This window comes from Sphingobium sp. SJ10-10, assembly GCF_036038995.2.
Lineage (GTDB): Bacteria > Pseudomonadota > Alphaproteobacteria > Sphingomonadales > Sphingomonadaceae > Sphingobium.
The window spans coordinates 1,417,812-1,436,594 of record NZ_CP158132.1 but is presented as its reverse complement, the minus strand read 5'-3'; the positions used below and the strand labels follow the sequence as shown (position 1 = coordinate 1,436,594).

Genomic DNA, 18,783 nt, shown 5'->3' with positions numbered 1-18,783 from the left:
ATGAGTGGGGAGGCTGGACAGATGTCAGGACACGCACCCTTTCTGTCGGCGATCGCTGTTGGATGGCTCGGTTTGACATGGCCGGTTCCCGCTGTGGCGGGGACGGACTTGGTGCCGCGAGCGGACAATGTGCTGATGGCCCAACTGGAGGCCCGTCTTGCAGACAAGGATTTGCCAGCATCAAAACGCCCGCCGGGATTGACCCTGGGCAACGGCCTGAGCGCCGAAGACCGCTTCGACCTTGCCAACAGGAAAGTCCGTTCAAAGACGCTAGGCATCGGACCTGTGGAACTGGCGCTGACGGGGGGCAGGGCAGCCAATTTCGCACAGCGTTATGATATGCCCTATGCGGTGGATCGCTGGACGCTCAAATTCGTCGGTGCCAGCGCGTCCTTGTCTCTCCTGTCCGGCGTCGATTTCGTCCTGGACGCGGAATATGCGCGCATGGCCCGAAGATTGTCGGTTCTGGAGGTGACGCCGCACCGGCTGGCAACCGGGATGGCCCGGCTGGGCGGCGGCTTTTCGTTCGGCGGGAATGCCCGGCTGATGCTGGATTATGTATCCGTCGCGCGGTCAAGGCACCAGGACGATCTGACGCGGATGGCTGAGGCTCTTGGTGGTGCGCCGGTGACCGGGCGTGGGCCGGAATTGTCCTTCGCCCTGGGCTCTGGCACGGAAAGCGGGCAAGGCAATTGGCGTTTTTCGCTGGCCTCCCTGCGGCGCCCGATGAGCGATCTGGGGCTGGCGGCGGATGGCGATATCCGTACCGATGCCCGCGCCATGTTGAACTTCACCCTTCATCTTTGAGCGTGCCGCCAGCGCAGTATGAGGACCGGCAGCAGCAGCAGGCTCATCACGGTCGAACTGATCAGGCCGCCCAGGATCACCACCGCCATCGGCCCCTGAATCTCGCGCCCGGCCTGGCCGGAATCGATCGCCAGCGGCGCAAGGCCGAGCGCGGTGACGAGTGCGGTCATCAGGATCGGCGTGACCCGCTCCCTTGTGGCCCGCAGCACGGTGTCGAGCGACCAGGGCGCGCCTTCCGTCTCGACCAGATGGTCGGTGTGGGACAGCAGCAATATGGCGTTGCGCGCGGCAATGCCGAACAGGGTGACAAAGCCCACCAGCGCCCCCAGCGAAAGCGTGCCGCCGGTCAGCAGCACGGCGACGACCCCGCCCGCCAGCGCGAAGGGTGCGCCGGACAGGATCAGCCCGGCTGGCCGCGCTCCGCCAAAGGTGAGCGACAACAGCGCGACCATGGCGATGGCGGCGAAGGCGACGTTCAGCAGCAATTGGTGCGAAGCGGCTGCCTGTCCTTCGGCCGCGCCGGCATATTCCACATAGACGCCCGGCGGCAGAAGGATCTGCGCCGCGATGCGGGCGCTGGCGTCGCGGACGAAGCCGCTGATGTCCGAGCGTGTCGGATTCACGGTAACGACCTGCCGCCGCTGGCCGCCATCATGAACGATGGTGGAGCGGCCTTCCTCCTCCCGGATCGTGGCAATGTCGCTGAGGCGCGTTGCGGTGCCGTCGGCGGCGCGGACCAGCATGGCGCCGATGCCCTCCGGGTCCTGTCTCAGGGACGGCGGCAGGGCGAGGGCGATATCCACGGTGCGGTTGGCATCGCTGGTCTGCGCGACGACATGGCCCTGAAAGGCGATCTCTATGGCATCATAGGCGTCGGTGGCGGTGATGCCGTGCAACGCCATGCGGTCATGGTCAAGCCGGATACGCAGCACGGGCGTTCCGGCAGGCGCCTTCACCTGCACATCGGCGGCGCCCGGCGTCTGACCCACGACCCGCGATATCTGTGCGGCGACGCGATCCAGCGTGTCGAGATCGGCGCCATAGATGCTGATCACCACCGCTGCCGTTTCGCCCGACAGGCTTTCGCCGATGCGGTCGCCCAGGAAAGTCAGCACCTCGGTCTGGATGCCGGGATAGCGGGCCAGAACGGCACGGATGCCGGTCTGTGCCGCTTCCTCGCCCGCGCCATTGACGGGCTTCAGCCTGACATGGAATTCGCTGTGATTGGGAAGGAATGTGTCCTCGCCCGCTTCGGCGCGGCCCATCTGCTGCTCGACCGTCGCGACCTGCGGCAAGGCGAGCAGATCGTGCGAAATGCGCGCGCCGGTTCGGCGCATCCAGTCCATCGACGCGCCGGTGGGGCCGATCACCTGCACCACATAATGCCGTTCGCGAAAGGCGGGGAGCAGTTCGTTGCCCAGCGACAGGAACAGCAGGCTGCCGACGATCCCGGTCAGGGCAGCGACGAGGGCAATCGGGCGCGGATGGGCGCAGAGGCGGCGCACGAGCCGCTCATGCCCCACCTTGAGGCGAGCGATGAAGCGGGGCTCGTCGCGGTGCGTCACATTGCGCAGCAGCAGATAGGCCAGCGCCGGCGTCACGCTGACCGCCACCAGCAGCGATGCCGTCACGGCCAGCGCAAAGGCGAGCGCCAGCGGGCGGAAGAAGGCGCCATGCAGGCCGGTCAGCAGCAGGATCGGCGCCATGGTCAGCAGCAGCACATAAGTCGCATAGACCACCGGCGCCCGCACCTCGACCGAGGCGGCCTCCACCACGGCGGATCGCGGCATGTCCGGCGGCGCGAGGCGCAGGCGGCGGGCGATATTCTCTATGTCGACAATGGCGTCGTCGATCACCACGCCCAGCGCCACGGCCAGACCGCCCAGCGTCATCGTGTTGATCGTCTGCCCGAAATGATCGAGCACCAGGATCGCCGCCAGCAGCGAGAGCGGGATGGAGAGAAAGGCGATCAGCGCCACGCGCAGGCTGCGCATGAAGGCGATCAGCACGAAAGCGATCAGCAGCCCGCCGATCAACAGGTCATGGCGGATGCCCGCCAGCGCCGTCTCGATGAAATTGGCGGGGCGGTGGAGCGCGGGATACAGCGTCACCCCCTGCGCCGCCAGCGCCGGTCGCATGTCCTGCAACGTCTTCTCGACCGCCAGCGTGGTGTAGAGCGTATTGGCGCCATATTGACTCGACAGGGCCAGCAGCACGCCCGGCTTCCCCATGATGAGCGCATCGCCAAATTGCGGCGCGGGCGCATCGACGACATCAGCGACGTCACCCAGCCGCAGCGATCCGCCATTGGTCGGCGTCAGCACCGATTGGGCAAGGCTTTTCGCCGTCACCGCGCCATTGTCGGGCTGGACCAATATGCGCTGATTGGGTGTGTCGGCAAAGCCCCCGCCGCGCACGGCGGCGCTCGCCTGAATGGCACTCGACAGGTCGCTGATGGACAGGTTGCGGGCGATCAGGTCGGCGGGGCGCACGCGGATTTCGATGCGCCGCTGCGCCCCGCCAAAGACATTCGCGCGCGCCACGCCCGGCACGGCCAGCAGGCGCGGACGCACCGTCCATTGCACCAGATCGCGCAGCGCCAGCGGGCTGATCCGCTGCGAAGTGAAGCCGATCTTCAGCAGGTCCATGGTTGAGGAGGTGAGCGGCGTCAGCTGCGGCGTCCCCACGCCTGCGGGCAGGCGCGCGGCGGCATCGCCCAGCGCTTCGGCCACGACCTGTCGGGCACGATAGGGATCGCTGCCCTCCTTGAAGGTAACGGTGATGACCGACAGACCCTGGATCGATTCCGACCGCACGGATTCCACGCCATTGGCGCCGTTGACCACGGTTTCGAGCGGACGGGTGACCAGCGCCTCGACCTGTTCGGGCACATAGCCGGGCGCTTCGGTCTGGATCGTGGCCTGCGGCGGCACGAAATCGGGGAAGACGTCATAGGCGGCGCTGCGCAGCGCAAGTCCGCCGATCAGCAGCAGGAGCAAGGCGGCGGTCAGCACCGTCCAGGGATGGCGCACGCTCTGGCGGACGACAAGGGCGAGCATCAGTCGTCCTCGCCCGCCGCTTCGCCGCCGCGCTCGATGGAAAGCAGTACAGCCGCGCCGTCGGCCGCCACGCGATCGCCGGGTTTCAGGCCGTTGTTCAGGCCGTCGCGCACGAACCAGCCATCGGCCTGCGCGCGCGCATCGGTCAACTCGACCCGCCGATAGCCGCCGCCCGGCTCGGCGCGATAGACCCAAAGCCCGCCCTGATAGCGCAACAGCGCTGCACGGGGCACGATGACGCCGCTTTCCTTGCCCTGCGTTTGGGCCATGCTGGCCGGCAGCACGCGGCCCGTGCCCAGTTCCCGCGCCAGAGCGCCATATATGATCGCGAGCGAACCCGCGCTTTGCAGACGGGTATCGGCAGCGGCGGCGGGACCGATCAGGCGGACAGGCATCACCGCCGCGCCCTCACCGATCCGCGCCACGCCGGTCCCAGGTGCCGCGCCATCGGCAAAGTCCACCCGGATCAGACTGGCCTGGCCTGCGGCGACGGCCCTGACCAGATCGCCCAGCGCAGCGGATGACAGCCGCGCCAGACCGGAGCCATATTCCAGCCCCACACGCTGCGTGGCGGCGGCCAGCCGCGCTCGATCGGCCACGGCCTGCGCGCGGGCGCTTTCCACCGCTTTTGTGGAGGCGCTCTGATCGGCGGCCGCGAGCGCGCGTTGCCGGGCGTCATCCGCCTGGGAGGCGGTCAGGGCCGCCCGGGCGCTGACGATCTCGCTCTGGATAGCGGACAGGGTGCTGATGTCGAGCGCACGGGCAAGGCCATGCCGGACCGCGCTTGTCTGCGCGGGGATCAGCGTTACGGCATGAATGCCCGCTCGGGACGCCTGCGCTGGATCGAGCGCCACCACGCCTTCGGGCGTGGCCGGTGCGATAGCGGATGGCGACGCGTCGTCCGCGTCTGGCGTCAGCGCGGGCCAGGCAAGGAACAAGGCCGACGCAAGCCCCGCGCCCGACAAGGCAGAGCCAGCCGCAAGGAACAGCGGTTTCATGCGGCAGGCTCCAGCGCACCGGGTTTCAGCATCAATTCAGGCCCTTCAAGGGGACGACGCAGCGCATCTTCCAGCGCCGCGTCGGCGGCATGGACTCGGGCGAGCGCAGCCCATTCCGCCAGTTCAGCTTGCGGTGCCCCACCCTGTGCGGCGGCCCAGTCGGTGCGGTCAATCTGGCCTTGGCGCAACTGCGCGTCAGCCTGCGCCGCAAGGCGGCGGGCGATAGGCAGGTCGGCCCTCCGTACCCGCGCCAGCGCCGCGCGGGCCAGGCGGCATTCCATGATCGCGGCGTCCAGAGCGGCATTGGCGGCGGCGACCACCGCCTCCAATTTACGCCCGGCCTCCGCCCGCTTCGCCTGCGCGGCGGCGATGGCATGGCGATTGAGGTCAAGCGGCGGCAAGGCGAGGCCGATCGACAGGGGCAGCTTGGTGAGACCCCGTTCCCAGCTATAGCCGGGCGAAAGGGAAATGGCCGGATATTGTTTGGCGATTTCGCCGCGCAGGTCGCTTTCCGCCTGGTCATAAGCTGCGATGGCCTTGAGGATGTCGGCCCGCGCCACGGTCGCACCGATGCGATCCCCTATGGCCCCCATCGGCTCCGGCGCCGGTTCGTCGAAATCCGCCCAATCGAAAGCGATGGTGGCCAGTGCTTCGACGGACAACCCAATGGCGGTGGCGAGCGTCTGCCGCGCACCGGCGGTCCTGCCGCGTGCATCATCGGCGGTTGCTGCGGCGGTCGCGACATCGGCTCGCACCCGTTCCAAATCGGCGCGGGCCACCGCGCCAGCCTTCAGACGCCTTTCCATCGCCGCCTGCTGCTGATGGCGGAAGGCGAGGAGTCGGGCCGCCGCATCGGCCTCGCGCATGGCGACCAGCATGTCGGCCAGCGCACGGCGTGCCTGCATCCGTGCGGCCCAGACCGTATCGGCAAAGTCATAGCGCGCAATGGCTACGCCGATGGCTGCGCTGGTGATGCGCGCTTCGCGGCGTCCTCCCGTATCGAGCGGCACATCGATCGCGCCGCCGAGCAGCCAGGGGGAATGGGTCGACGGATCATTCGCATATTCGCTGCTCAGCGTCAGCGTCGTGCCGGGGGCTTGTCGCGCGGCGGCCTCCTGCGCGCTCGCGGTGACCATGGCGGCCCGCGCCACGGCGACATCGGGATTGTGGACCAGCAAGGCCACCAGCACCGAAAGCCGGGTCCAACGCGTGGCGTCATAGGGTGCCGCCGGGGCTATCTGTGCCTGTTCGGCCTGCACGGCTCCGGCGTCGATGGGGCGTTGCTGGCGCGCAAGGGCCAGCGCCGCCGCGTCCATGGGCGCGGGGTGGTAGGACTGGCACCCGCCAAGCGGCCAGGCGCATAGCGACAAAAACAGGAAGAAAACCGGCCTGCGCATCATGATGAGGGCTCTAGGCTCGCGCTGGACAAGCGCCTAATTGCAATATGGTAAGGTTAGGACCAATCGACATTCAGCCCTGACGGCCTGCAAATGGCGCTTTTCCGTGCTTCCGGTGCTCACGTACTTTTAGTACGCTGCGTTGAAGCGAGGCACGTGACTCGCTTCAAGGGTCACGAAAAACCATCATTTTCGGCACGTCATCATCTGAATGTCGATTGGCCCTAGGCTTTAGGCTCCGCAGGCGGAGCGTCGGCCCTTGACGATGCAACTGCGGATGATCTGTCCGGTCAGGCCATGAACCTCGACCCGCCAGCGCCGCCTGCCCGTCCGCTCCAGCGTCATGAAGCCGAAATGGTCCGTCCAACTGTCGAACCGAAAAACCTTGGCGCCGGGCACAGGCTCCTGCCCCAAGGCTCTGTCGGCGGGTACCTGCGTCACATCCTCCTGCGTTCCCGCCATGCCGGAAATGAACTGGCTGGGGTGGCGGGGGCCAAGATCGGCCTGCTGCCATTCATGGACATGGCCTGCGACCAGCATGTCGATACCGGCAAGGGTCAGGGATGGGTCGGCGGCGCCGAAAGTGGACCGCACCGAAGCATAGCCCGCCTGGATGCGCAGCAGACCCTGCTTGTTGGAGGCGGCAAGGCCCAGAAGCGGATAGTGATCGGTTGCAAGGGTGAAGCGATGCCCCTTCGCCATATCGGCAACGGCCTGCTGGATCGCCCGGATCTGCCCGTAACGTGGGTCGCCTGGCGGGATCGCGTCCTCGCCCATGATGACAAGGTCGATGGCGATGATCTGCGCGCCGCCGCCCAGCGGCACGGCGAAGGGTGCACTTTCGTCGCCACGCGTATCATTCTCTCCATCATTGCAGTCTTGCCCCGCGACGAACGGCTGCGCGGCCAGCAGGCGCCACCAACCCTGCCCGGCGCGCAGGCAGCTTTCATGATTGCCGCGCACCATCACCCAGGGCGCAGCCGCCAGCAATGGCGCGGCCGGCGTGAAGAAATCCGCGTCCCATGCGTCCCAGCCATAGCCCCACGGACTGCCCACGCAGCCCGAATGATCGGCGCAGGGGTTTTCGCGATAAAGATAATCGCCCACATGCAGCACAAGGTCCGGCTTCCAGGCGGCCGCCTGCCGCGCGATCCGGGCGAAAGGCCATGCCTCTGGATCGTCGCACGCCTGATAGGCATTGTCCGACGCCTTGATGCGGCAGCCCGTGTCGCCAATCACCACGATGCGCCGGGCAGACGCATGGGGCGCCGGAAGAAGGCGGTCGGCAACATGGATGGTCCGCGCATTCGCCGGAATTCGCGCTTCACATATCCGCACTGGAAAGCGGGAAGCCTTGCTGTTTTCGACGCTTGATCTGGTCGGGCGCTGCGGCAGGTCAGCAGGCTCTGCGCGCACGCTCATCGCCTCGCGCCTTCCGTCGATGGTCAGAAGGGGACAGGCATCCATCCCCGCCATCACGGTGCGGGCCACCGGTCCGTCACCGGTCATTACCATATAGGCCGAGAGCGGCGATGGTTGATCCACCGCCGCCCCGGTCGCGCCCCAACAGGCCAGACCGGCGACAAATACCCATTTCATCACGCCGCCGGTCATCGTCCCGCTTTCGTCAGAAGGTGATCGTTACATCGCCCATGACCGAGCGGCCGGGCTGGTAGAAATATTGGTCATAGGGCGCTGTCTTGCCCTGGTTGATATTGGTGATTTTTGTCGAGTTGAAGAGGTCGTTCACCTCGACGCCGATCCGCACCGGACCGATTTCGTAACGGGCCGACAGGATGGCGCTATTGTAACCGGCGATGCGATAGGCGGCAGGTTCGCCCTCAGCCGCATATTGCGGGCCGGTATATTTGTCGATCAGCGAGAATTTGACCGGCCCTTGCTTGAACAGCACGCCGCCCGCCGCCGTCCACATCGGGGCATTGGCGATCTGCGTGTGCGCTACGCCCGGATTATGGGTCTTGGCATAGTTGCGCGAGGCGTTGGCAAAGACTGCAAGGCCATTGTCGAAGGCGTAGGTCAACTGGCCCTCGACGCCTTTATACACCGCCCGGCCAAGGTTGATATAGACGGTCCCCTCACTGGCGGGCGCGGTGGTGTCGACCGCAACCTTGTTGCGGAAGTCGATATAATAGACGTCGGCGTCAAGGCTGAGATGCGAGCCATGGTAGACGAAACCGGCCTGATAATTGGTCGATTTCTGCGGCGTTGCGGTCGAATATTTCGGGTAGACGACATACAGGACGCTAAGCGGCGGGGCGAGAAAGCCTTTTGCGAACTGCGCATAGGCCGATAGCTGTTCCGTCACCACATAATTGGCGGTCAGGAACGGCAGGTCGGCTTGATAATCCTTGCTGATATTCTGCGCGAAGCGGGTCGTCTGGTTATAGGTGGCGTTGATCTGCCGTTCCAAATCGACATGTTTGAAGCCGGGCGTGACGGTGAGGCCGGGCAGCGGACGCAGCTCCAGTTCGGTGAACAGTTCGTTGTGGTTGGTATGGCTGTCCTGATCGAACTTGATGTTCGCGGGCGGCTGGATGGTGCCAGCCGGATATTTGGTCAGGTCGATCTTCTTTTCGATATAGTTGGGCGACATGGTGATCAGATCGACGTCACGCTGCTGGCGATAGGTGTTCGCCCGCTCCAGCCACAGACCAGCGGTCAGCGTGGCGAAATCGGTCAGTTGGAGGCGCACTTTGGCGATGTTGCCCCAGACACGATATTTGTTGGTCTTGGTATAGCCCGGCACGCCGACGACGGGTTTGCCGCCGGGAGTAAGCGTGACGAAATTGGCGTTCGCGATCTGCGCAGGTGTCGCCGTCGCATAGAGCGTCACGTCGTTGCCGCTCAGCGTTTCATTGTCATAGCTGTAGGTATAGGCCCGGTTCTCGAAGCTCGAACCGGGCGCGATATTCGCCTCCAGCTTGACGATCTCGAAATCGGTCGTCTTGTGGGTGTGGTTATAGCCATAATAGGTCTGGCTATTGGGGTCGTTGTTCAGGCTGAAATTCTTGCCGTACAGCGCTACCTGGCTCAGCGTCGCGCCATCCTTGTCCGGCTGGTTGAAGCGGTTTTCGTTATAGGTGCCAAGCAGCGTCAGCTTCACGTCAGGGCTGATCGGGATCATCATCTTGCCGAAGATATTGTTCGACCGGAAGGGGCTGTAGCTGCGGGCGCCATCCGATTCGACATGCTGGCCCGACAGCATGATTTCCGTGCCGCCCAGCTTCTCGATAGCGCCGCTTTGCAGTACGGCGCGGGTCAGCCACGTGTTCCATGTGCCATAGCTGCCCTTCAGTTCCGCGCTCGCATCCTCGCGGGTGGCGCGGGAAAAGAGGTTCATGCTGCCGCCAAAGGTGGCGATGCCCAGATTGGAGGCATTGCCGGGGCCGCGATCCACCACCAGCGTTTCGATCGTGTTCGACGGAAAGAAGGTGTTGCTGTGGTGCGACGGGTCATTGGTGTCGCCAAAGGGAACGCCGTCATAGGTGATATTATATTCGGCGTCCTGAAAGCCGCGGATCTGCGCCTTGGATTCCGATAGGCCCGCGCCGTTGGTGCCGCCAAAATTGGAAACGCTGGGCGAAATCAGCGCGATCTGGTTGAAATCGGCGGTCGCGGGCAGCGAGTCCTCGATGAAGGAGCGCGAGATGATCGCCTGCGGCTGCGTCGTCTGGAGCGAGGCGGTGACAGGTGCGATCTCGTTGACCCTGGTTGCGGTGACGAGGATGTTGGAACCCTCGGCAATGCCTTGATCCTCGGCCGCGCTGGCCTCCGTCGCAGCCATCGCGTGGCCGGCGATGCAGGGAAGGGTGGCGATGGTGCCAAGCAACAGCGCCCGGCGAAGCGTGGAAATGGTCATGAATCAGTCCCCTTTCAGCCATTTTGGCGTCGTGGGACCGGCTATGGGTGCGTCATGACGGATCGGTGACGCTTTGGTAACAGTTCAAAGTGTGGGGAAATGTAAGGTTTCCAGCACAGCCTGCCGCCCTTACAGTTGCGGCGACGGTCGGACATGAGGGCTAAGAGTCTGTTTGGAAATGCGCGGAAGAGCGCATTTCGGGCACCGCGCCGGCCCTCTCCCCCACCCGGCCACCCAACGGCAGTATCATATGGGTGGCCGGGTGGGGGAGAGGGCTGGTGCGGCTATGCGCCCAAAGGCGCATTTCCAAACAGACTCTCAGCATTGGGAGCCTGAGCATTGCAAATTCTGGTGGTAGAGGACGATCCCGATCTGCGCCTGTTCATCGAAAATGGCCTGCGCCGCGCCGGGCATGCGGTGCATGGCGTGACGAGCGCCGAACAGGCGGCAACTGATGTCGGGAAACAGGTTTTCGACGCCGTGATTCTCGACCGGATGCTGCCGGGCATGACTGGGCTGGATCTGGTGCAGCAGTGGCGCAGACAGGGTGAGCGGGTGCCGGTGCTGTTGCTGACCGCGCTCGACGGCATAGATGACCGGGTGGAGGGTCTCGAGGCGGGGGCGGACGATCATGTCGGCAAGCCCTTCGCCATGAATGAACTGCTGGCGCGGCTTCAGGCCATCACCCGCCGCGCCCATGTGCCCGATCCCGGTTCCCGGATCGAGGAGGGGGAACTCGTCCTTGACCTGATGCGGCGGGATTTGCGCTACAAGGGACGGCTTGTGGCGCTCCAGCCGCGCGAGATGCGGCTGCTGGAGGAACTGATGCGCCATTCCGGCGAACCGGTGACCCGCGCCATGCTGCTGGAGCGGGTCTGGGGCTTCACCTTCAATCCGCAGACCAGCATCGTGGAAACCCATATCAGCCGGTTGCGCTCGAAACTCAGCGACAGCGGCGTGCCCGCCAGCATCGAATCTGTGCGCGGTATCGGCTACAGGCTGGCCATGCATGGCTAAGGTGCTGCGCAGCGCGGCCTATCGCATCGCGCTGGTTTATGCGTTGGGCTTTGCGCTGGCGACGGCGTTGCTGGGCGTCGCGGTGATCCTTTTCGCCCATGCCGCCTTCATGCGCCAACTCGAAGCGCAGATCGTCGAGGATAGCGGCGCCCTGATCGCCGAATATCGGCTGGAGGGGCATGATGGACTCACCTTTGCCATTGGCGAGCGAGAGGCAGGCAATAGCGCCAATGAACTCCTATATGCGGTGTTCGCGCGGGACGGCCGGCGCATAGCGGGCGGCCTGCATGCCCGCCGTCCGCCGGTGGGTTGGAGCAACCTTGATTTTCAGGACGTTCTGGAGGGGCCGGATGTCGCCCGCGCCTGGTCCGTCGATCTGGATAATGGCTCTCGCCTGGTCGTAGGCGCGGATCGTTCGGTGGTCGAGCGTGTCGACCAGACGCTAGGCGGCATTTTTCTGGTGGCGTTCGCCATCGTGCTGCTGCTCAGCCTGACCGGCGCGCTCCTGCTTGGCGCCTATCTCCGCCGTCGCCTGGCTGCCATCAGCGGTGCAGCCGACCGGATCATGGCGGGCGATATTAACCGCCGCGTGCCTGAAAGCGGGACCGGCGACGAATTTGACGCGCTGGCCCATTCGCTCAACCGGATGCTGGACCGGATCACGGTCCTGCTTGAAAATCTGCGTCAATTGTCGGGGGACATCGCGCATGACCTGCGCACGCCACTGGCCCGGCTGCGCAGTCATCTGGAAGAGAGCCTGGAAGGCGGGGAGGATCCGGATCGCCTGAGGGAAAGGCTGGCTTCCGCGCTGGATCAGACGGACAAGCTACTTGCCCTGTTCGCGGCCATTTTACGTATCAGCGAAATCGAGGGTGGACGGCGCAAGGCGAGCTTTCGGACCGTTGATCTGGCGGAAATCGCCCGCGACATGGCAGACAGCTATATCCCCGCCGTTGAAGAAGGCGGTCGCACCTTGACCGCAAATTTGGCTGCTATCGCAACGGTGCAAGGTGATCGGGAATTGCTTTCGCAGGCGATCGTGAACCTGCTCGACAACGCGCAGGTACACACGCAGCCCGATACGGCCATACATCTGCTTCTCGAAAACCGTGACGGCAAGGTGCGTGTTGCGGTGTGTGACAATGGACCGGGCGTGCCCGGCGACGCCCATGAAGCCATTTTCCGCCGTTTCGTGCGCATGGACCGCGGCAGAACCACAGCTGGCCATGGCCTGGGCCTTAATTTGGTCGCCGCGATCGTCGCAATGCATGATGGGCAATTGGAAATCGGGGACAATGCACCGGGACTGACGATAGGCTTCATTCTCCCGCAAACCGTGCCTGCATAGTCGATGCTGGACGGGTAGTCTGCGGCATGATCTTCCTACCCCCTAATGCGCCGCATAATCCTTCACCAATTCGGTCAGGAGGTCGCGGCCGGTGTAGACGGACTTGACGATCGCCCGCTCATTGAGCCCGTGGGTGCCGTTGCCGTCAGGATCTCCATAAAGGCCGGGCGGACCGTAGGAGGGTATGCCGACCGCTTCGAGGAAGATGCCGTCGGTCGCGCCGGTCGACATGGTGGGAACAAGGGGAACGCCGGGATAATATTTGGCGACCAGCCTCTCAGCAGGTGCAAGTATCTGTTTCGTGAGCGGTGGAGGCACAGCGGCGGGGCCGCGTTCCTCTAGCAGCTTCACAGTCATGCGCGGGTCGTTGATCGCCTTTTCCAACGCAATACGAACATCCTCCGCGGGCACGCCGGGGAAGATGCGGCAGTTGATGTTCGCGCCGGCACGCTGGGGCAAGGCATTGTTGGCATGGCCGCCGTCGAGCAAGGTTGCCACGCAGGTGGTGCGCAACATGGAATGATAGCTCTTGTCCTGATTGAGGATCGCTTCGGCCAGCTTGTCCTGCGGGTTGACGACAATCGCGCTCATGGCCTTGCCGGTCTCGTCATGCTGCGTCGGGCCAAGGCGGGAGAAGAAGGCGCGGGTGGTGTCGTTCAGCATCACCGGGAATTCAAGGTCGCGGACCCGGACGAGTGCGTCGGCCAGTTCATAAATCGCATTGTCGCGTACAGGAGCTGAACTGTGGCCGCCGGGATTGGTCGCTTCAATGCGGAAATTGCTCGCGGCCTTTTCGCCAACATGCAAACTCATGCGCTGGACCTTGCCATGGTCGTCGGTGCGGCCGCCGCCGCCTTCATTCAGGGCGAAGGCCGCATCGATGAGGTCACGCTTGTTCTGGGCCAGCCAGTTCGCGCCATTGAAGGCGGTACTGGTCTCCTCGCCGCAGGTGAGCGCGAGTTTGAGGGTGCGCTTGGGCTTGTAGCCCTCCTTCTTGAAACGGATCAGCATGTCGATCCAGATAGCGTCCATCGCTTTCATGTCTGCGGTGCCGCGGCCGTAGAAATAGCCGCTTTCCTCGATCAGCGTATAGGGATCGCGCGTCCAGTCCTCGCGCTTGGCAACGACCACGTCGAGATGGCCGAGGAGCAGGATGGGCTTGAGAATCTTGGGGTTGGCGGTGCCGGGGAGGATCGCGACGATGCCGCCTTCCTTGGGATGGTCGGGGACAGCGAAGCGGGTGATGTCCCCGTCCGGGAAGCCGGCGGCCTTCAGATGCATCTCCACCTTGTCGGCGAGCGCAGTGCAACTGCCGGTGGTGATGCTGGTGTCGGTTTCGACCAGTTCCTTGTAGAGCGCACGGAACGTCTGTTGATCAGGGCGGTCCTGTCCGTGAGCAGGAGCGAGGCTTGTCAGCGCAGCAAGAGCCGTACCGATGAGATGACGTTTGATACGCATGGCTGTCCCCCAAATGCCTACGGTTTCACTAGACGAGGCCGTTGGCGGGATGGTGGCGAGAAAGCAAAGGGAAGGCAATCGCCGTAGCGTCGCTGCCATGTCTCATCGGCTCCCCCAATGGGTCAGGTTACCGCATTCAGTCCAACGTAAATATAGCGGATATCCTGCTGCACCATTTTCGACGCAGTAGCGGCGCGGTCGAGTTGCTTGGCGTGGGTTGCCGCGATACGCGCTGCCTTCCGCTTGAGAAACGAACCTGCGTCCAGCCTCGAAGCATCGGCGAAGAGCGGAACGAAACCCATTGAAAAATGGTGACCCCTACGGGAGGGGTTGGCTTCACCAAAGAATGGCAGAAAAGCGTTATTTTCTGCTGTGCGATCAAGCCCTGCTGTACCAAACCACTGTACCAGCGCGGGTGTAATCAAGGTGATCCGTAGCGCCTCGCTGCGGTCACATGCAAGCCTGTTTCATTCCTACGCTTACATCGGCTCTGATCCCCAAAACTTTCTCAGCAGGGCGGATGTTACCGCGGTACCGCCGAGCCTCTGCCGACTGATACGGCCAGTTGCCAGCTGCCTGCGTCGCTCATTGCAGCACGAATGGTGCTTAACCCGCAAATCGTTGATCGTCGAAATTGCGGGTTAAAAATTTTCCCGTGGAGTACGCCTGCCATTGCGTGCTGATCCGAGGAGGCTGGCTGGCTCTGGCCGGCAAGCGACTGTCCGGTTCGGACCGCGAACTCTGGAACAGCTGCCGTTGGCACTGGGTCGGTTCTCCACCAACATGCGCCGTTCAGCGACAACGTCGCGAACCGCCGCTATGACCAAAATCTGTCCCGCAGACATGGACTTACCGGAGAGCTAGTCTTACCCGACGAGCGTCGCGGTCAGCCGCCGGGACCGTCGCTTGTAAGTGTTGTAATCCGCGCAATCATGAAGCGCGTTATCCATGCCGCGGAGCGCGGGCTATTCGTCATAAGCGGCTGCTTCGTTTGGCTGACGTTTCCGCCTGCGCGAATGACGTCGCGGTTAGCCTTGACTCTGCCGCAGCGAAGGACTGCCTTGGCTCGGACGGCAGGACGTTTGATCCGGCCTTCGGCAGGCCATCAACGAGACCCAGTGAATTTTTTTGGGCGATAAGGATGCCAATCATGGGTCTACCACAGGCTCAGTTGGAGCAGCGCTGATGGTGACGATTGCCCGCGCGCTCATTGCGTGGATGCTCGTTCCCTGAGACAAGGCATCGGAAGATTGTATTGCAAGCCAGTTATGAGCGGGGAGCGCGTTATGATAGTCGATCTTCTTTCGGTAGGACCCCTAGACAATTTGGTCGCTCGAAAAGAAAATGGCCCCGTCGGAGCAAGCTCAACGACGAGGCCGAGGTTCAGGACCGCCCAAGGGGAACAGGCGGCAGATCCAATATTAGGTCGCGATCATGAATGCGCAATGTCCCGGCCAGCGACTGCGTCAGTAGGTGGCCTGCGGTTTGTCTCACTTGCGCACCAAGCGGTAGGCTCCAGCAGCGATCGCCGCCAGCAGCCCCAGCTTTGCGGCGGTCTTCAACGCACCAGATGCCACATAGCCAATGATCGCGCCCTTCACGCCGCTGTCACCGTCCCGCCGGTCGATCGCTGCCCCAAATGCTGTTCCGATCAGATTTCTCATGCGTCATCTCTCCAATTTGCCTGCGATGAGCGCATGAACCATGCCAAGGTTCCTCCGCCCCGCCAGACCGCGCCGCTCTCCATAAGTTGGCCACGCTCGTTAGAATTGCCGCCACGCCCATCAGGAACGCGCCATCGATATTCATCATTGCCGACTCCTTTCCTGTGAGGCATGTTCCACATTTGTTCTCGTGTAGGAAAGGTGATTCTGCGATGGCAGAGCAGACCCCCAATCAGGCGCCACTTCGCAGCGCGGCCAAGGCGATCTACGACACCGTATATCCCTCGTCGGAATGGACGCCGGTGCCCTTCGATGAGGCTGAGCGCCTTCAAACCGTCCACTATCGCAACGCCATCGCCGCTGCCCGCTATTTTCAGCCGGTCGAGCAAGGCGCGCTGTTGTGATTCATGGCCCGCTATCGCGATGGGCTGAAGGTGGCGACTTGCATCTTCGAAGCCGCGGCCTGGCACTATTCGGTGAGGGTTGCCTGCCAATGCGGCAGCGAGGAATTCTTTGACGCTCACGGGCTTTGGTGGAAGTTTCAGCGGAAAGGCTGGAGCGATGACTTCCGGGACGCCAGGCGACGCTTCTACTACAAGGCCTGTATGGAACGGCACGGCCGGAAGGTGCGTCCAGCTGTCATCGAAACAAGCAGGGAGACGCCGCGCTATTGCTTTCCACTGCCGGATGAGCGGGAATGGAAACGCGCGGTGAACCGCTTCAGAGGATAGGATCATGAGCTACAAAGCTGTCCCAGAAGAACTGTTCGACATTCCCGACAATCTGTCACCCGGGGAATATCGCCATGTCTGTGCGCAGGTGGCCCTTCAGGCTGTTACCTATGCCATGGGTTCGCGCGAGGTGAAGGAAGGCCATGCCTCCATCGCGATGCCGATGCTTGCCGAAGCGCTCGCCATGGGTATCGCCATGCTGATCACCGCCGACACGTCCAAGCGAACGCCGCGCGACATCCGCTTGGCGGGTGAACATTTTGGCAAGCTGATCGGCGGATTTGCCACGATCCTGCACGATGGCGAGGACAGGACAGGCAGTCAGCTGCTGGATATGTTGGGGGTGATGCCGACCAAGCTCAATTAGGAGCGACCATGTGCAATCTTTATAAAGCCCGGAGCAGCGCCGAAGAGCTTGCCCGTCTGTTCGGCGCGCTTCCTGATCCAGCCGACCAGATCGCGGTCAAAAAGGATTATGTCGCTCCGAGCAAGCCCGGCCACGTCGTGCGGGAGCAGGAAGGCCAGCGCATTCTGTCGGCAATGAGTTGGGGCTTTCCATTCCAGGGACGGCCCGTCACCAACGTGCGTAACTATACCAGCCCGTTCTGGAAGTCTGCCTTGGCAAATCCCTCCCGGCGCTGTCTGGTGCCGGTCACTGAGTTCCAGGAATGGTCGGTCGAGCCAATGCCTGACACAGGCAAGAAGAAGCCCTTCTGGTTTTGTGTCCCCAGCCAACCGGTTTTCGCCTTCGCTGGAATATGGCGAACCACAGAAAGCCTGCCGGTCTATTCCTTCCTGACCTGTGGCTATGATGGCGACGCTGCCACCCATGTTGTTGGCGCTATCCACCCCAAGGCCTGTCCTGTCATCCTTCACCCGGAAGACTATGACCGCTGGCTGCGCGCGGATTTTGACGATGCGCTATCGCTGGCGTGCGCATATCCTAGCCAGTTGATGGCCGTCGGTGACGTTTGATTTACGTAACGAAGCTGAGGCCCTAATCCCATCCAATGTCTAATGTTGTCAAATTCCGCCGCCGCAAAAAGGCGCCTCGTTCGCCTGTCATGCTGGCAAGCCTTGCCATCCTCGGCTTAGCCGGTGGGCTTGCCTCGCTCTCAATGCCCGATGGAGCGAAGGCCAGGGATGATGTCTCCCGCACCTTTGCCCTCTGCCATACCGGCGGCGGCACCAATTGCGTGGTGGATGGCGATACGATCTGGCTTGATGGGGAGAAGATCAGAGTTGCCGATATTGATGCGCCAGAAACGCACCCGCCGCGCTGCCCAACAGAAGCAGAGTTAGGCGAGCGTGCGACGCGACGGCTTCACCAATTGGTCAATGCCGGGCCATTCACTGTGGCCACGCTTGATCGCGATACCGATCGATATGGGAGAAAATTGCGGGTGTTGACACGGGGCGGTCAGTCACTCGGTGATGTGTTGGTTAGCGAGGGGCTAGCCCGAACATGGAGCGGCAGGCGGGAGCCCTGGTGCTGAACGTCAGCGAATTCAGCCGCACGGGCATAATCGCCTGCCAGCTCAACCTTCATCTTTACGCTTAGGCGCTTATGACGACCTCAAGCCTGTGTTCGCCGCCAATCCGAAAGCCATCGTGTTTTCGGTCGGCGCAGCACCAAAATCATTAACGGGATGAACAATGATCGTGACACCGCTCTCACCAGCCGCCGCCGCTTTCCGTAACCGCGTTGAGGACGAAGCGGCCTTTCTCACGACGTGCGAAGGGGGCGACCCTGGCTCGCCCGAGAATCGGTCAATCTGGATGCTGGGAATCGAACCTGGCTGGTCCCTCGCCGACGAAGCCGCCGATACTAAGATGGAAGGTGAGCGAGCAGCAAAGTTGGAGGCCTACGCCGTCGAACTACAACTTGAATGGCCGTTCAATCGCAATGCTTTCAAGCTGCTCTGCGCGTTGGAAGGTGGGGATCCGGAGGATTTCCGCGCATTTGCGCAGCGCGCCCGTCCTTTCGAGCGCAGTTCGACCGGATATTTCAAAGCAAATCTCTTCCCTGAACCTTGCAACAAGGTCGGGGAGTGGGACGCACATTCGGCTGCAAAGACCGGCTTCACCCGCAAGGATGACTACCGCGCGTGGCTGCGGGAAAATCGCTTCCGGGTGATGAAAAGTTGGATTGAACACTGCCGACCCCGCTTGGTCATTGGCACTGGCCTGACCCACCTTGCAGATTTCCTTGAGATCACCGGTACACCCGGGACTCCGACAGTCCACACCATCACGGTGAACGGTCACGCGAAGAGATTACATGTCGCCACAAACGGGATGGTTCCCGTCGCCGTAATTCCTCACCTGAGCGGGGGACCCCACAGCCTGAACAGCAATGAAGCGATCAGACTGATTGTAGAGCAAATAAGAAGCGAAATCGGGGTTGAAAGTCCTGCTTAGGCA

The 18,783-nt window shown here is 63.1% G+C and carries 17 protein-coding genes; 9 read left to right on the top strand and 8 right to left on the bottom strand.

The window, feature by feature from the left end:
• The first annotated feature begins 21 nt into the window (after positions 1–21).
• On the top strand, positions 22–807 hold the full coding sequence (locus VVT58_RS06775; protein ID WP_327753656.1) for a hypothetical protein: 786 nt from the start codon (positions 22–24) through the stop codon (positions 805–807).
• Here the strand turns inward: VVT58_RS06775 and VVT58_RS06770 are convergent.
• From VVT58_RS06770 to VVT58_RS06750, 5 genes are all read right to left on the bottom strand, one after another.
• Complete coding sequence (locus tag VVT58_RS06770) at positions 798–3,866, bottom strand: efflux RND transporter permease subunit (protein WP_327753657.1); 3,069 nt, start codon at positions 3,864–3,866, stop codon at positions 798–800. The genes VVT58_RS06775 and VVT58_RS06770 overlap by 10 nt on opposite strands.
• Positions 3,866–4,864: a hypothetical protein gene (locus VVT58_RS06765; protein ID WP_327753658.1), complete on the bottom strand. Its 999-nt coding sequence runs from the start codon at positions 4,862–4,864 to the stop codon at positions 3,866–3,868. The genes VVT58_RS06770 and VVT58_RS06765 overlap by 1 nt, the downstream gene beginning before the upstream one ends.
• On the bottom strand, positions 4,861–6,264 hold the full coding sequence (locus VVT58_RS06760; RefSeq protein ID WP_327753659.1) for a TolC family protein: 1,404 nt from the start codon (positions 6,262–6,264) through the stop codon (positions 4,861–4,863). Before VVT58_RS06760 ends, VVT58_RS06765 begins: the two co-directional genes overlap by 4 nt.
• Before the next feature lie 228 nt (positions 6,265–6,492).
• Complete coding sequence (locus tag VVT58_RS06755; RefSeq protein WP_327753660.1) at positions 6,493–7,860, bottom strand: metallophosphoesterase; 1,368 nt, start codon at positions 7,858–7,860, stop codon at positions 6,493–6,495.
• A gap of 28 nt (positions 7,861–7,888) precedes the next feature.
• Complete coding sequence (locus tag VVT58_RS06750; protein ID WP_327753661.1) at positions 7,889–10,141, bottom strand: TonB-dependent receptor domain-containing protein; 2,253 nt, start codon at positions 10,139–10,141, stop codon at positions 7,889–7,891.
• A gap of 339 nt (positions 10,142–10,480) precedes the next feature.
• Here VVT58_RS06750 and VVT58_RS06745 point away from each other — a divergent pair, with 339 nt between their 5' ends.
• Complete coding sequence (locus VVT58_RS06745; RefSeq protein WP_327753662.1) at positions 10,481–11,158, top strand: response regulator transcription factor; 678 nt, start codon at positions 10,481–10,483, stop codon at positions 11,156–11,158.
• Positions 11,151–12,506 carry a HAMP domain-containing sensor histidine kinase gene (locus tag VVT58_RS06740; RefSeq protein WP_327753663.1) on the top strand — a complete coding sequence of 452 codons (1,356 nt, stop codon included), beginning with the start codon at positions 11,151–11,153 and terminating at the stop codon, positions 12,504–12,506. The genes VVT58_RS06745 and VVT58_RS06740 overlap by 8 nt, the downstream gene beginning before the upstream one ends.
• A gap of 42 nt (positions 12,507–12,548) precedes the next feature.
• Here the strand turns inward: VVT58_RS06740 and VVT58_RS06735 are convergent, their stop codons facing one another.
• The 3 genes from VVT58_RS06735 to VVT58_RS06725 all read right to left on the bottom strand — a co-directional run bounded on the left by VVT58_RS06735 (position 12,549) and on the right by VVT58_RS06725 (position 15,628).
• The gene (locus VVT58_RS06735; RefSeq protein ID WP_327753664.1) at positions 12,549–13,964 is read right to left on the bottom strand and encodes a M20/M25/M40 family metallo-hydrolase; all 1,416 of its coding nucleotides are present in this window, start codon (positions 13,962–13,964) and stop codon (positions 12,549–12,551) included.
• A gap of 122 nt (positions 13,965–14,086) precedes the next feature.
• Entirely contained in the window at positions 14,087–14,389 is a 303-nt protein-coding gene (locus tag VVT58_RS06730) for a hypothetical protein (RefSeq protein ID WP_327753665.1), read from the bottom strand.
• A gap of 1,065 nt (positions 14,390–15,454) precedes the next feature.
• Positions 15,455–15,628, bottom strand: a complete 174-nt coding sequence (locus tag VVT58_RS06725; RefSeq protein ID WP_327753666.1) for a hypothetical protein — start codon at positions 15,626–15,628, stop codon at positions 15,455–15,457.
• A gap of 212 nt (positions 15,629–15,840) precedes the next feature.
• Between VVT58_RS06725 and VVT58_RS06720 the strand changes: the two genes are divergently transcribed.
• From VVT58_RS06720 to VVT58_RS06695, 6 genes are all read left to right on the top strand, one after another.
• Positions 15,841–16,032, top strand: coding sequence for a hypothetical protein (locus VVT58_RS06720; RefSeq protein WP_007683897.1), 192 nt, complete (start codon positions 15,841–15,843; stop codon positions 16,030–16,032).
• A gap of 3 nt (positions 16,033–16,035) precedes the next feature.
• Positions 16,036–16,359, top strand: a complete 324-nt coding sequence (locus tag VVT58_RS06715) for a hypothetical protein (protein ID WP_327753667.1) — start codon at positions 16,036–16,038, stop codon at positions 16,357–16,359.
• Positions 16,360–16,363: 4 nt separating this feature from the next.
• On the top strand, positions 16,364–16,726 hold the full coding sequence (locus VVT58_RS06710; protein WP_327753668.1) for a hypothetical protein: 363 nt from the start codon (positions 16,364–16,366) through the stop codon (positions 16,724–16,726).
• An 8-nt stretch (positions 16,727–16,734) separates the two neighbouring features.
• Complete coding sequence (locus VVT58_RS06705) at positions 16,735–17,334, top strand: SOS response-associated peptidase family protein (protein ID WP_327753669.1); 600 nt, start codon at positions 16,735–16,737, stop codon at positions 17,332–17,334.
• Positions 17,335–17,369: 35 nt separating this feature from the next.
• Positions 17,370–17,855: a thermonuclease family protein gene (locus VVT58_RS06700; RefSeq protein WP_327753670.1), complete on the top strand. Its 486-nt coding sequence runs from the start codon at positions 17,370–17,372 to the stop codon at positions 17,853–17,855.
• Positions 17,856–18,015: 160 nt separating this feature from the next.
• Entirely contained in the window at positions 18,016–18,780 is a 765-nt protein-coding gene (locus VVT58_RS06695; RefSeq protein ID WP_327753671.1) for a hypothetical protein, read from the top strand.
• Positions 18,781–18,783: the final 3 nt, after the last annotated feature.